Source organism: Mesorhizobium sp. B2-1-3A (genome assembly GCF_006442655.1).
Classification (GTDB): domain Bacteria; phylum Pseudomonadota; class Alphaproteobacteria; order Rhizobiales; family Rhizobiaceae; genus Mesorhizobium.
Map to the genome: position 1 here is coordinate 987,280 of NZ_VFWK01000001.1, position 14,349 is coordinate 1,001,628.

Here is a 14,349-nt window from a genome sequence, read left to right on the forward strand (position 1 = left end):
GATCAACGCCTGAATTCGCCGAGACCGCAGCCGCACGGGCTTACGTGTCCCTCATGAAAATCCATTGAGCGTTTCATGTTCTTGAAATAGCTCGTGGTTTTGTGGCGCCTAGCGCAGACCGGCTGTCCCGGATCCGGAGTTTCACAACCAAAGCCCGGCACCTTGGATCACCATCGATGGGATAGACCTTTGAGCGGAATCCGGTGAAAGTGCCGCGCCGATCCGGCAAGCCGCATTTTCGATGATCAGAGGATCCCACGCATGACAATCCCGACGCATCTGCCCACCGAGGGCCTTTTTGTCGGCCGCGCCAGGAGTGGCGATGTCTCGCATCCCATGGTGGTCACGGTGCGTGACGGGACCGTCTTCGACATCACGTCAAGCGCGGCGCCAACCGTGCGTGATGTCTGCGAGATGGCCGATCCGGCAGGGCATGTGCGCGCGGCCAGGGGCAAGCCGATCGGCTCGCTCGATGACATCGCTGCCAACAGTTTCGAGGCCGGGCGCGATCCGGCAAGACCGCATCTCCTCTCCCCTGTCGACCTGCAAGCGGTCAAGGCATCGGGCGTCACCTTCGTCGTCAGCCTGCTCGAGCGGGTGATCGAGGAACAGGCGCGCGGCTCCGCTGAAAAAGCCGATGCCATCCGCGCCGACATTGCCGGACTGATCGGCCATGATTTGTCGAAGCTCAAGCCCGGATCGCCGGAGGCCATGGAGATCAAGGCCAAGCTCATCGCGCGCGGCGCCTGGTCGCAATATCTGGAAGTGGGCATCGGCCCCGATGCCGAGATCTTCACCAAGTGCCAGCCCATGGCCTCGGTCGGCTTCGGCGCCGATGTCGGCCTGCACCCGGTGTCGACCTGGAACAATCCGGAACCGGAGATCGCCATGATCGCCGCCTCGAGCGGCAGGATCGTCGGCGCCACTATCGGCAACGATGTCAACCTGCGCGACGTCGAAGGGCGCTCCGCACTGCTGCTTGGCAAGGCCAAGGACAACAACGCCTCCGCATCGCTTGGCCCCTTCATCCGCCTGTTCGACGAGACGTTCTCGATCGACGATGTAAAGCAGGCCGTGGTGCGCCTGAAGGTCGAGGGCGAAGATGGGTTCTCGCTGGAGGGCGCAAGCTCGATGGCCGAGATCAGCCGTTCACCAGAAGAGCTGGTTGCCGCAGCCATGGGGCCGCACCACCAGTATCCGGATGGGCTGGCGCTCTATCTCGGCACCATGTTCGTGCCGTCGAAGGACCGCGGCGAAAAGGGCAAGGGCTTCACCCACAAGGTCGGCGACATCGTCACCATCTCGTCGGAAAAATTCGGCGCGCTGGTCAACCGGGTGCGGCTGTCGCCTGATTGCCCGCACTGGACCTATGGCGCCAGCCATTTGATGCGCGACCTGGCGAAAGCCGGTCTTATCTAGAATCTTTGCCCAAACGGCCGCAATCAACATGATTTTGTGCGGAACCGGATGAAGGCGGACGCAATCCGCTTCAAGATCGCGGTGCGGTCGGGAGGGCGCTCCGATGTCCAGTTCTCCGATCCTGTTCGTGCGCAACGTCGCCAGGTGCTTTGGCGGCACGGTCGTGCTCGAAGACATGAACCTTATGATCGAGCGCGGTTCGATCCACGCGCTGGTCGGTGAAAGCGGCGCCGGCAAATCGACGCCGACAAAGATGCTGGCGGGCTGAGGCCTTCACCGATCGTCCGGCTGCCCTGAAAAGTCACCCCAACTGATGCAATCTGATGGGTCTGCTGATGGCGGCGCGTCGGGCGGCAATTACACCTGCAGATGGAGGCTTGCCATTCGTCGAAAAAGGGAATGCTCTTAGGTATCCGAGCGGCGCTGGCAAAAGACGCAATCCGGCCGAGCCGGAACAAGGGACGGATCATCTTCAACCGGGAGGAAATGAAATGCTGACAAGACTGAGACTTGTGCTCTATGGCCTGCTGGTCGCGCTGACGGTCATTCCCGCCGCGGCGCAGGCCAAGACCTTCTACTGGATTTCACATGGCGGCCCGGCCGACCCGGTCTGGACCTACTTCCTGGCCGGCGCCAAGCAATGGGCCAAGGACACCGGCAATACCGTCAACACCTCGTTCCACAATGGCGATGTCGCCTCGCAGCAGGAAGCGGTTCGCGCCGCGCTGTCGGCCAAGGCCGACGGTATCGTCACCACCAGCCCCGATCCGGGCAGCCTTGTCGAGATCGTCAAGGAAGCCCGCGCCGCCAACATCCCGATCATCAACTTCAACACACCCGATCCCAAGGCCAATTTCAATGCCTATGTCGGCGGTGACAACGTCACCTTCGGCAAGCATTGGGCGCAGTATCTGGTCGACAAGGGCCTGGTGAAGAAGGGCGACTTCGTGTGGATGCCGGTCGAGATTCCCGGCGCCACCTATGGCGTCCAGGAAGAAGAAGGCATCAAGAGCGTGTTCGGACCGCTCGGCATCACCTATGAAGTGACCGAAGCGACGCTCGACCAGGCCGAGGTGATCAACCGCATGGTCGACTACCTCACCGCCCACAAGGGCAAGGTCAACGCCATCATCGGCCTCGGCGACCTCGTCACCGGCTCGATCAAGCGGGTGTTCGACCAGGTCGGCGTAAAGCCGGGCGAAATTCCGGTCGTCGGCTGGGGCAATTCGCTCGACACCACGCAGGAAGTGCTGAACGGCTATGTCAATGCCGGCCAGTGGCAGGACCCGCAGGCGACCAGCTATGTCGCGCTGTCGCTCGCCAACATGGCCGCGTCAGGCATTCCTCCGGGCTTCAATGTCATCACCGGCGCGCTCTACGAAAAGGACACGGCCGCCATCTACGACAAGATCCTGTCCGGCAAATAACCGCGATCCTGGCGCCGCACCGTCCTGGCACGCGGCGCCAGGCTTCTCTTGCGCCGCGACTGACCCGCCCGATGCGGTGGAGATCGCGGCCCGTTCCAACCATGTCGCGGGTTCCCTGTGGAAAATCATTCGCTCATCCAACGCCTGATCGCGCGGCCTGAATTTGGTCCCTTCGTGCTGCTCGTCGTCGAGATCGGCGTTTTCTGGGGCTTCAACCATGACTTCCTGTCGCCGCAGAACATCTCCAACACACTGGCCTTCACCGTCGAGCTCGGCCTGATCGCGCTGGCGATGACATTGCTGATGACATCAGGCGAATTCGACCTTTCCGTCGGCTCCCTGTTCGGCTTTTCGCCGGTGCTGATGTGGACGCTGTTCAACAGTGGCGTCACCTCGCTGGAAATGGGCTTCGTCGTCGCGCTGCTGGTGGCCGCCTTGATCGGCTTGGTCAATGGCTGGTTCGTCACGCAGCTCAAGATCCCGTCCTTCCTGGTGACGCTCGGCATGCTCTTGGTGGTGCGTGGCAGCGCCCTTTTCATCACCGACGGTTTTCCGCAGCGCACCTGGAGCGCCGAAGGCAGCTGGCTGGCGGAAGCGCTGGTCGGCGACTTCTTCATCGGGCCGTTCCGCATCTACATGTCGCTGTTCTGGTTCATCGCCGCGGCGATCGCGCTCGGCTATGTGCTGACGCAGAGCCGGACCGGCAACTGGATCCAGGCGGCGGGCGGCAATCCCAACGCCGCGCGGGCCCGCGGCGTCAACGTCAACCGCGTCAAGATCGGCCTGTTCGTGCTCTCCTCGGTCATGGCTTCGCTGGCCGGCGTCATCTCCTCGCTGCGCACGTCCGCCGCGAACCCCAACAGCGGCACCGGCTACGAACTCGAAGTCATCGCCATGGTGGTGATCGGCGGCACGGCGCTGACCGGCGGGCGCGGCACCATCATCGGCACCGTGCTCGGCATCCTGATCCTGCGCGTGATGCGCAACGGCATCGTGCTGATCGGCGTGCCGGGCCTCGCCTACAACATCTTCATCGGCGCGATCATCCTTGGCATGATGGCGCTCCACTCATGGCTGGAACGCCGGCATCAGGCAGGGACTTGAACCATGGCCGAGCCATTGATCCGCATGCAGAACATCCGCAAGTCCTATGGCCGCGTGCAGGCGCTCGAGGACGCCAATTTCCATGTCAATGAGCGGGAGATCGTCGGCCTGCTCGGCGACAACGGCGCCGGCAAGTCGACGCTGATCAAGGTGCTCTCAGGCGCCGTGCCGCTGACCAGCGGCGACATCTTCATCCGCGGCAAGAAGGTGACCTTGCACAGCACCAGCGACGCCATCGCCCAGGGCATCGAGACGATCTACCAGGACTCGGCACTGGTCACGCAACTGTCGATCGCCCGCAATTTGTTCCTCGGGCGAGAGCCGATCAAGCCGCCGCGTTTCCTCAACCGCATGGACCAGGAGGCGATGAATACTGTCGCCCGCGACCTGCTCAAACAGGTCGGCATCTCGAAGAACATCCCGCCGACGACGCCAATCGGCTCGCTGTCGGGCGGCGAGCGCCAGGCGGTGGCGATCGCGCGCGCCATGCATTTCGACAGCGACCTCATCATCCTCGACGAGCCGACCAACAATCTTGGCGTCGCCGAAACGCAGGGCGTGCTGAGCTTCGTGCGCAACGCCCGCGATTCCGGCCATTCCTGCATCTTCATCGCGCACAACATCCATCATGTCTTCCAGGTGGTCGACCGCATCGTCGTCATGCGCCGGGGCAAAGTGGTCGCCGACGACATCGACCCGAAGAAGACGACCGTGACGGAAGTCGAACGGATCATCACCGGCATGTCGGACAAGGAAATCCGCGACGCCGTCGCCGACGGCAAGCCGTCACACTGAGGACGGGCGGAAGCCGTCTTGTCGAGGCAGCCGAATGCGCGTCGCGGTGATGGGTGTCGATCACCCGTCACTCATATCGCATCGGCCGCCAAAATCGCTTGTTTGGCGCGCCACCGCATCGGCGCATAGGGTTACGGCATGAAGGCCACGGTCTCCGATATCGCCAGGAACTGCGGGCTCTCGACCGCGACGGTCGACAGGGTGCTCAACAATCGGCCGGGAGCAAGCGCCGCAAACCGGCAGCGTGTGATGGAGGCCGCCAAGCAGCTCGGCTATCTGCCGGTTGCCGACCAGGTGACGCTTCCCTCGAAGCCTGCAAACCTTGAATTCTTCCTGCCGATCGGCAGCAATGCCTTCATGCAGGATCTGGCAAGACACATCGAGGACTATGCATCGCGCCTGCCGCTGGTCGCCTCCTGCCGGATCCACAACCTCGCCGGCATCGCGCCCAATGCGCTGCAGAGCGCCGTCGAGAACCTGTCGCTGAGGGCCAATGGCGTCGGTGTCATCGCCATCGACCATCCGCGAACCCGCAACATCCTGCGCGACATTGTCGACGCCGGCATCCGCCTGGTGACGCTGGTGTCCGATATTCCGGCCGCTCCCCGCTCAGCCTATGTCGGCATCGACAACCGCGTGGCGGGACGGACCGCCGCGCTCTTGATGGGACGCTTCCTCGGCGGCCGCGAGGGCCATCTTGCGATGGTCGTCGGCTCGCGCTCCTATCGCGGCCATGAGGAACGTGAAATGGGCTTTCGCTCCGTGCTTGGCGAGGAATTTCCCAACCTCACCGTGACCAGTGCCGTCGAGATCAACGATGAGCCGGATGCCAGCTATGCCGAAACCATGAAGGCGCTGCACAACGAACCGGAACTGCTCGGCATTTATTGTGTCGGGGCCGGACGCTCCGGTGTTGCAAAAGCCATCCGGGAAGCCAGGCCCAACCGCAAGCCGGTCTTCATCTGTCACGACCTGACGAGAGAAACGCGTGGCTACCTTGTCGACGACCTCGCCGATGTCGTCATCGACCAGAACGCCAGGCTGATCGCCGAGCAGTCGGTCATTCGCCTGCTGGGCTCCATTGCCTCATCGGCACCCTACCTGACGCGAAAATTCATCGAGCCACGACTGATCTTCCGGGAAAACGTTCCGGTGCAATGAGAACGCATTTCCCCGCTTTTGCGGGCGGCACGGCAAATCTGCACAGCAGCTATGCACAATTCATTGTTGCCGAATCATTGGGCAACTCGTAGCTTCTGGTTGTCGGCCATCTACTCCTCCCAGATGCGATGCCGACGCTGAATGGGGTGCACCTCCTCCCGCACCACATTCGAAATCGAGCCCGCTGCCACCTCCTCCCGGCAGCGGGCTTTTTTCGTTCAGCCATCAAGAGTAGCGGCACAGCCGACGCCAAAGGGCGCACGACATCGCCTCGGTCATATGACCGGCAAACCAACGACAGAGGCGGAGGAACTCAACCGGCGGCGGCACCCCGGAAGGAAACGATCAGCCCTTCGGCCATGCGCACGAACTGCGTGCTCGGACCTTCGGCGCCCACCGTCTGCACGCTGACACGCGCGCCCTCGAACAGCAGCGACAGCGTGTCGGCGAGCAGTTCGGCCTGACCAATGCCCGCATCCCGGCACAACGTCACGAGGCGCTCGCGCTGAGCCTCCTTGAGTTCCTTGATCACCAGCCTGGCTGGATGGTCCGGCTCGGTCAGCTCGGCGGCGGCATTGGCCATGTCGCAGCCGCGGCCGTCAGCATTGAGCATGGCAGCCGCCTTGCGAACCCAGGCATGCAACTGCGCAAGCTTGTCGCCAGGAAATTCGGCCTCGAACGTGTCCCACATGGCGCCGGCCTTGGCCGCGTTGGCGCGCAGGCACTCGACGATCAACTCGTCCTTGGATTCGAAGTGACGATAGAGCGTCATCTTGTTCGTGCCGGCAGCTTCGGTAATGGCGTCGACGCCGACGCCCTTGATGCCGTGCTTGTGGAACATGTCGCGTGCCGTCTCCAGGATTCGATCCCGGGGACGAGAGCGCTCCACGACGCCGTCTGTCATCATGATCTCCTTTCGTTTCCAAAAAACCCTCGGCCACCTCTTGACTAGGGTGTTACCGGTCTGTAACTTCCAGCATGTTACTTACTGGTAACACCTATGTCGTCCGTCGTCAATAACAAGGCCGTGAACTGGTCCTGCCAGATGAGAGGGACGAGAAACTGCCAATCATGCGGCCTCGGCCGGTGAAGAAATGAAAACGGTTCGCGAGCATGGGCTGCGAATCGACAGACAAGGAGCCGGCCAATGCCACAGCGCCGCGATCTTACCATAGATGAGGCCGTCCGGGATCCGATGATCCGGCTGGTCATGAAAGCAGATGGGGTCGACCCCCGCGCTTTCGAGAAAATGCTTCGCTCGCTTGCCGATGGGCAGCGTCGCGAGGTGCCGTTGCTGCGTTCACGGGAATCTTCCCGTGACGGGCACGGCCAGTTGTCCAGGGTTGCCAGTGCCTTCGGGCGGGCAAGAGCAGCCGGCGAGGCATGTGTGTCGTGGTAAACTTTTTCATTCACCGTCCGATCTTCGCCTCGTCGATCGCCATCATCATGGTGCTCGCCGGGACGATTTGTTATTTCCTGCTGCCGGTCTCGCAGTTTCCCGACATCACACCGCCCCAGGTCGTGGTCAGCGCCCATTATCCGGGCGCCAGCGCGCAGGTGGTCGCCGATACGGTGACGACGCCGCTGGAGCAGCAGATCAACGGCGTTGAAGGCATGACCTACATGTCGTCGACGAGTTCCAATGACGGCTCCTCGACCATCACAATCACCTTCGATGTCGGCTATTCCCTGAGCACGGCCGCCGTCGACGTCCAGAACCGCGTCTCGCAGGCGGCCTCGTCGCTGCCGGCGATCGTCAACCAGGGCGGCGTGACGATCAAGAAGCAGAACCCGAATTTCGTTCTCATCGTCAACCTGACCTCGCCCGATAAATCGGTTGACCCGGTGGCGTTGAGCAACCTCGCCTATCTGCAGGTCGTCGATCCGCTGAAGCGTTTGCCCGGCGTTGGCGACGTGCAGATCTTCGGCGAGCGGCGCTATTCGATGCGTGTCTGGCTCGATCCCGACAAGCTCGCCAATCTCGGCATCACCGCGGTCGACGTCCAGAACGCCATTTCGGAGCAGAACGTCCAGGTCGCGGCCGGCAAGATCGGCCAGTCGCCGGCGCCGGCCGGCACCGCCTTCGAAATGCAGGTCAACGCCGTCGGCCGCCTGAGCGACCCTAAGGAGTTCGGCGACATCGTCGTGCGCGCCAACACCGACAGCGGCTCGCTGGTGCGGCTGCGCGACGTGGCCCGCATCGAACTCGGCGCCCTGCAATATTCGTCCTCGGCCTTCTTCGGCAAGGACCCGACGGTCGTGCTCGCCGTCTACCAGATGCCCGGTTCCAACGCGCTCGATCTTCAGCAGCACGTCAAGGACAAGATGCAGGAGCTGTCGGCGCGTTTCCCCAAGGGCGTCTCATATGCCATGCATTACGACACAACGCGCTTCGTGTCGGCCTCGATGCATGACGTGCTGATCACGCTCGGCGAAGCCTTGGTGCTGGTCGTCGCCGTGGTGTTCGTCTTCCTGCAGAGCTGGCGCACGACCATCATTCCGACCATCGCCATTCCGGTGTCATTGGTGGCGACGATGGTCGTCATGGAGATGATGGGCTTCTCGCTCAACATGCTGTCCCTGCTCGGCATGGTGCTGGCCATCGGCCTCGTCGTCGACGACGCCATCGTGGTGGTCGAAAACGTCGAACGACAATTGGAGGCGGGCCTCAAACCGCTGGCGGCGACCAAAGCCGCGATGGCCGAGGTCACCGGACCGATCATCGCAACCACGGCGGTGCTGATGGCCGTCTTCGTGCCCGTCGCCTTCATTCCCGGCGTCTCCGGCAAGCTCTACAATCAGTTTGCGCTGACGGTGGCGATTTCGGTCGGCATCTCGGCCTTCAACTCGCTGACGCTCAGTCCGGCCCTCAGTGCTGCCTTCCTGCGCCATCGCGGCGAGACGCAGTTCGCCCCGTTCCGCTGGTTCAATACAGGCTTCGACAAGGCGTCACATGCCTATGCCCACGGCGTGCGCATCCTCATCCGGCTGCGCTGGATCATGCTCGGCCTGTTCGCGGCCGGACTGGTGGCAACCTACTTCGTCTGGCAGAAGCTGCCGTCGACCTTCCTTCCGGTCGAGGACCAGGGCTACTTCTTCGTCGTCATCCAGCTGCCCGATGGTGCCTCGCTGGAGCGCACCGACGCGGTGGCCCAGAAAGCGCGCGACATATTGCAGGCGACACCCGGCGTCGACATCGTCGGCTCGATCAGCGGCCTGAACTTCCTGACCAGTGCGGCGCAATCGAACTCGGCGGTCGAATTCGCCATCCTGAAGCCATGGGAAGAGCGTGGCCCCGACCAGAGCGCGTCCAAGCTCGTCGCCGATGTACGTGGCAAGCTGATGCAGATTCCGGAAGCCTTTGCGCTCTCCTTCGATCCGCCCTCTATCCCGGGTATCGGCACCACGGGCGGCTTCGAATTCGTCGTCGAGGACCTCACCGGCCGCGGCAGCACGGCCCTCAACGACGCGACGCAAGCCGTGATCGCCGAGGCGCGCAAGCAGCCGGAAATCAATCCGCAGCAGCTGTTCTCGCCGTTCTCGACCTCGACGCCGCAGTTCAACTACGACCTCGACCGGGCCAAGGCGAAACTGCTCGGCCTCAACCTGCCCGACGTCTTCAACACGCTGCAGATCTATCTCGGCTCCCTCTACGTGAACGACTTCAACCTGTTCGGCCGCACTTTCCGGGTGACCATCCAGGCCGACAAGGATGCACGTGCGGGTGCCTCCGACATTTCACGGCTCTATGTGCGCAATGCCTCAGGCGGCATGGTGCCGCTCTCGACATTGGGCAAGCTGGTGCCGTTCGTCGGCCCGGAAACCGTGCCGCACTACAACAACAACGCCTCGGCCACGATCAATGGCGGCGCTGCCCCCGGCTTCTCTTCAGGCCAGGCGGTCGCCGCAATGGAACGGGCCGCTGCCACCGCGCTGCCCAGGGATTTCGGTTTCGAATGGACCGGCATCACCTTCCAGGAGCTCAAGGCAGGATCGATCGCGTCGGTCGTCTTCGGCCTCGCCATCGTCTTCGTCTTCCTGATCCTGGCGATGCAGTATGAGAGCTGGGCGATGCCGTTCATGGTGCTGCTGGCGGTGCCACTGGCCCTGTTCGGCGCCTTCGTAGCCCTGTTGCTGCGCGGTATGCAGATCGACGTCTACTCGCAGATCGGCTTCGTCATGCTGATCGGCCTGGCGGCGAAGAACGCGATCCTGATCGTCGAGTTCGCAAGACGGCGGCGCGAAGAGGGCCTCAGCATCGTCGAGGCGGCGATGGAAGCCGCGCGGCTCAGGCTGCGGCCGATCCTGATGACGGCATTCGCCTTTATCCTCGGCGTGCTGCCGCTGATGTTCGCCACTGGCGCCGGTGCCGCGAGCCGTCAGTCGATCGGCACCACCGTGTTTGGCGGCATGGTCGCCGCGACCATCCTGTCGCTGGTGTTCGTGCCGGTCTTCTACGCGGTCATAGAACAACTGCGGGAGCGCCGCGAAAGCGGCGAGCCCGCCTCCAAGCACACTGAACCAACTGCCGAACCCGCCTTCCCTCCCCTGGCGGAAGCGGCCGAATAAGATTGGAGACTAATCATGCGTAAATGGAAAATCGCGTTAGGAACGGCTGTCGCACTGGGCGCGATCTCGGTGGCCAGCGTCCATCTGCTCGACATGGGTAACCTCAGGTTGAGCGGCGCCACGGCGGGAGCGGCGACGCCGGCTCCGGCGGCATTCGTCATGCCGGTGCCGGTGGCGAGCGTCGTCAAGAAGACGATCCCGATCTATCTCGACTATGCTGCCCGCATCGAGCCTATCCGCAGCATCACGCTGCAAGCGCGCGTGCCGGGCTATCTGCAGGAACAGACCGCGCAAGACGGCGCCGATGTGCGGCAGGGCGACCTCCTCTACAAGATCTCGCCCGACGACTTCCAGGCAGCTCTCGACCAAGCGAAAGCCCAGGTGCAGCGCGATACGGCGACGCTCGACTATGCGCGTTCCAATCTCGGCCGCGGCACCGAGCTCGCCAAGAGCGGTTACCTGGACAAGGACAGCTTCGACCAGCGCACAAGCACCTTGCGCGAAGCGCAGGCGTCGCTGGCGCTCAACCAGGCAGCGGTGCGCACGGCGGAGCTCAATTTGAGCTATGCCGAGATCCATGCGCCATTCACCGGGCGCCTGGGCCGCAATCAGGCTTCGGTCGGAACGCTGGTCAGCGTCGCCGGCACGGTGCTCAACACGCTGGTGCAGCTTGACCCGATCTATGTCACCTTCAATCCGAGCGAGACGGATCTGGCGGAGATCGAGCAGGCCCGCGCGGCCGGTCCGATCGAGGTCGAGGTTCTGCTTCCGGGCGAGACCGAGACCAGCCAGAAGGGTGAACTGACCTTCATCGACAACACGGTCGACCATTCGACCGGAACCATCACCGCACGCGCCACCATCGGTAATGCGAAGTTCACGCTGATGCCTGGCCAGTATGTCCGCGTGCGGCTGCATATCAGGCAGCAGCCTGATGCGCTGATGGTGCCGCAGACCGCGCTGGGTTCGAGCCAGCTCGGCAAATATCTCTACGTCGTCGGCAAGGGCAACACGGTCGACCAGCGTCTGGTCTCTCTCGGCCCGACCAACGGCGATCTGGTGGCCATCCTGAGCGGCGTCGCCGAAGGCGACCAGATCATCACAGGCAATCTGCAGAAGATCGGACCCGGAATGCCGATCTCGCCACTGCCACAGAAACCGGCTACCTGAATCCCCCGCAGGCCCGGTTTCCGCGCGGCGCCCTCGACCTTTTCTCAGGTCGCGGGCGCCGTTTTCACGAGCAGGCCGACAAGAGCGGCCACATCCGCGCGATCGGCTTTGGCCGGCGGCATGAAGGCGCAATAGGGATGGCCGAGGCGCACTGAAACGGTGGAAAGCGCAATCAGGCGGCCCGCCTCCAGATCGGCTTGCGCCATCACCCGCTGGCCAAGGGCAATGCCCAGGCCGAGCCTCGCCGAGGCAATCGCCAGACTGGACAGGCCGACGCGGCGCCCATGCGACGGGTCTGGCGAGCGGCTCGCGCCGCATGCCGCGAACCAGTCGGCCCAGGTTGGGTGCGAGGCATAGTTAGGACCCCAATTGGTGTGAATGAACAGGCTCTCATGCAGGTCCGTGAGCCCCGGATCACCATTGCCGTGCCGGTGCCAGAATTCCGGCGCGCAGACCGGCAGCACATCGTCATGGACGAGGCGGATCATCCGCAAGCCGGGATAGTGATAGTCGCCATAGGAAATGCGCAGATCGACATTCTGGCGCATCAGATCAATCGGATCGTCTTCCGCGCGCACGTCGATCGCCATGTGCGGAAAGGCATCGAGAAGCGCAGCCAGCCTCGGCGCCAGCCATAGCTCTGCCAGCGAAAACGGCACGCTGACGACCAGACGCGTTCTCAGGCCGCCTTCCAGCATGCGCTGGCCGATGGCGGCGATGTCGCCAAGCGCACGCGCGGTCTGTGGGTAAATGGCGTGGCCGGCGTCGGTCAGCGTGATGCGGTTGCCGGTGCGCACGAACAGCTGCTTGCCGAACCAGGTTTCGAGATTGCGGATCTGCTGGCTGACCGCCGCCGAGGACACGCCAAGCTCGCTCGCGGCCAGGGTGAAGCTGCCGGCACGAGCGGCGACCTCGAAGGCCTTGATCGCGTTCAGCGGCGGCAGTCTTTCCATGCCAAGCTCCATAAGATTTTCTTGGTCGGTCGTAATAATTTTCCGCGTTGAGGGAAAGAATTTTTTGCCGTTCTCTGTGCCCAGCCCAAGGAGCACGCGACATGAAGGACATTCTCGATCTCGACCGTTATCCGCTCGACCGCGAAGGCAGCGGCGACTGGAAGCGCCTCGTCGAGCAGTCCGTCGCGGCGCTCAAAGCCGACGGCATGTTCAATCTCGAAGGTTTTTTGCGGCCCGGCGTCGCCGAACAGGCGGTGCGGGAAATCAAGCCGGTCATGGACACGCAGTCCCATGTCCACAAGCGCATGCACAATATCTATTTCAAGCCCAGCATCCCCGAACTGGCGCCCGACCATCCCGCTTTGCGCAAGGTCGAGACCATCAGCCACACTGTCTGTGCCGACCAGCTTCCCGGCAGCACCGTGCTTGCCATCTACGAATACGAGCCGCTTGTGCGTTTCCTGGCGGCGACGATGGGCAAGGCAGAACTGCATGTCATGCAGGATCCGCTGGCCCGCACCAATGTCATGGCCTATCGCGCCGGCGAGGCGCTGAACTGGCATTTCGACCGCTCGGAATTCACCACGACGCTTCTGCTGCAGCAGGCGCAGAGTGGCGGCGACCTCGAATACCGCACCGATCTGCGCTCGGACGACGATCCGAACTATGACGGTGTCGCCAGGTTGCTCGAAGGGCGAGACCCCGATGCAAAAATCCTGCGCATGAAGCCCGGTACGCTCAATGTCTTCCGCGGCAAGAACACCGCGCACCGTGTCACCACCGTCGAAGGCGAACGCGAGCGCATGATCGCGGTGTTCTCCTATTACGAGAAACCCGGCGTGATGTTCAGTGCCGAGGAACGGGTCGGCTTCTACGGCCGGGCGGCCTGAGCCGCCCTCCACCGATCCGGGGCGGGTTTTGCCTGGCGCCGAGAAAAAATCCGAAAATGAGACCTTGTTAGATTGTCGACAATCTGATTGTCTTGCGGTCTGTTCTCGCTGGAGTGGGCCGGATAGTGAAGACGGAGTTCAGCCCGATTGCCGACACCACGCGCCGTGCCGAGATCGTGGCGCTGCTTCGGCGCGCGATCCTGACCGGCCAACTGGAGCCCGGCCAGAAGCTCAACGAGCTCAGGATTTCCGAGCAGATGCGGGTCAGCCGCGCGCCATTGCGCGAGGCGATGCGCGAGCTGGTGCAGGAAGGTCTCCTCGCCAGCATTCCCTACGCCGGCACCTTCGTCGTCGACGTCACCGCCAAGGATATCGACGATGCCTATTCGTTGAACAAGGTTCTGGACGAATTCGCCATCGAGCGCACCTGGCCTCTGCGCGACCAGCGCTTCTTCGACGAGATCGACCGGCGCCATGAGGCGGTGAAGCAAGCGACGCGGGCTCTCGACACCACGCGTCAGATCGAGACCGCGCTGCAACTGCACGGACTGATTTACGAATGGGCCGACAATTCGGTGCTGCTGGAAACCTGGCAGCGGCTGACCAGCCGGCTGCAGATGTATTTCGCGCTCCATCTGCATGCCCGCAACGAGCCGGTGCCGGTCGAGGACATGCACGAGACCTATGTGCGGCTCATGAAAGGCAAGGATATGCGCGCCGCCCAGCGCTATGCCCGCGAACATATCGACATCGATTTCGAGGAACTGCTCGCCTATGCGCGCGGGCTGGAACAAAGGGAATCGAAGGGCGCCAAGGCCGATCGCGCCGGACGGAACAACAACGGCTGAGGGCTTCGCCGCC

General features: G+C 63.0%; 12 protein-coding genes. 10 read left to right on the forward strand and 2 right to left on the reverse strand.

What is annotated here, in order from left to right; genetic code table 11:
• The first annotated feature begins 261 nt into the window (after nt 1-261).
• The 6 genes from FJ977_RS04940 (at nt 262) to FJ977_RS04965 (ending at nt 5,906) form a co-directional block, all read left to right on the forward strand.
• Nucleotides 262-1,419 (forward strand): fumarylacetoacetate hydrolase family protein, encoded by a 1,158-nt coding sequence (locus tag FJ977_RS04940; protein WP_140769061.1) that lies wholly within the window; start codon nt 262-264, stop codon nt 1,417-1,419.
• A 103-nt stretch (nt 1,420-1,522) separates the two neighbouring features.
• Complete coding sequence (locus FJ977_RS04945; RefSeq protein ID WP_140769063.1) at nt 1,523-1,687, forward strand: ATP-binding cassette domain-containing protein; 165 nt, start codon at nt 1,523-1,525, stop codon at nt 1,685-1,687.
• A 223-nt stretch (nt 1,688-1,910) separates the two neighbouring features.
• The gene (locus FJ977_RS04950; RefSeq protein ID WP_140769065.1) at nt 1,911-2,846 is read left to right on the forward strand and encodes a substrate-binding domain-containing protein; all 936 of its coding nucleotides are present in this window, start codon (nt 1,911-1,913) and stop codon (nt 2,844-2,846) included.
• Between the two features lie 117 nt (nt 2,847-2,963).
• Entirely contained in the window at nt 2,964-3,950 is a 987-nt protein-coding gene (locus FJ977_RS04955) for an ABC transporter permease (RefSeq protein WP_140769067.1), read from the forward strand.
• Between the two features lie 3 nt (nt 3,951-3,953).
• Nucleotides 3,954-4,745 carry an ATP-binding cassette domain-containing protein gene (locus FJ977_RS04960; protein WP_140769069.1) on the forward strand — a complete coding sequence of 264 codons (792 nt, stop codon included), beginning with the start codon at nt 3,954-3,956 and terminating at the stop codon, nt 4,743-4,745.
• A gap of 138 nt (nt 4,746-4,883) precedes the next feature.
• Nucleotides 4,884-5,906, forward strand: coding sequence for a LacI family DNA-binding transcriptional regulator (locus FJ977_RS04965; protein ID WP_140769071.1), 1,023 nt, complete (start codon nt 4,884-4,886; stop codon nt 5,904-5,906).
• A 313-nt stretch (nt 5,907-6,219) separates the two neighbouring features.
• On the opposite strand, the gene FJ977_RS04970 is transcribed toward FJ977_RS04965, so the two are convergent.
• Nucleotides 6,220-6,810, reverse strand: coding sequence for a TetR/AcrR family transcriptional regulator (locus tag FJ977_RS04970; protein WP_140769073.1), 591 nt, complete (start codon nt 6,808-6,810; stop codon nt 6,220-6,222).
• A 479-nt stretch (nt 6,811-7,289) separates the two neighbouring features.
• On the opposite strand from FJ977_RS04970, the gene FJ977_RS04980 reads away from it, so the two are divergent.
• Together FJ977_RS04980 and FJ977_RS04985 are read left to right on the forward strand one after the other, a co-directional pair.
• Nucleotides 7,290-10,475 carry a multidrug efflux RND transporter permease subunit gene (locus tag FJ977_RS04980; protein WP_181179600.1) on the forward strand — a complete coding sequence of 1,062 codons (3,186 nt, stop codon included), beginning with the start codon at nt 7,290-7,292 and terminating at the stop codon, nt 10,473-10,475.
• Between the two features lie 15 nt (nt 10,476-10,490).
• Entirely contained in the window at nt 10,491-11,645 is a 1,155-nt protein-coding gene (locus FJ977_RS04985) for an efflux RND transporter periplasmic adaptor subunit (protein ID WP_140769079.1), read from the forward strand.
• A gap of 44 nt (nt 11,646-11,689) precedes the next feature.
• On the opposite strand, the gene FJ977_RS04990 is transcribed toward FJ977_RS04985, so the two are convergent.
• Nucleotides 11,690-12,598, reverse strand: coding sequence for a LysR substrate-binding domain-containing protein (locus FJ977_RS04990; protein ID WP_140769081.1), 909 nt, complete (start codon nt 12,596-12,598; stop codon nt 11,690-11,692).
• A gap of 101 nt (nt 12,599-12,699) precedes the next feature.
• Between FJ977_RS04990 and FJ977_RS04995 the strand changes: the two genes are divergently transcribed.
• Together FJ977_RS04995 and FJ977_RS05000 are read left to right on the forward strand one after the other, a co-directional pair.
• Nucleotides 12,700-13,488 (forward strand): 2OG-Fe(II) oxygenase, encoded by a 789-nt coding sequence (locus tag FJ977_RS04995; protein ID WP_140769083.1) that lies wholly within the window; start codon nt 12,700-12,702, stop codon nt 13,486-13,488.
• Between the two features lie 122 nt (nt 13,489-13,610).
• Nucleotides 13,611-14,336 (forward strand): GntR family transcriptional regulator, encoded by a 726-nt coding sequence (locus tag FJ977_RS05000; RefSeq protein WP_140769743.1) that lies wholly within the window; start codon nt 13,611-13,613, stop codon nt 14,334-14,336.
• The last annotated feature ends 13 nt before the right edge of the window (nt 14,337-14,349 follow it).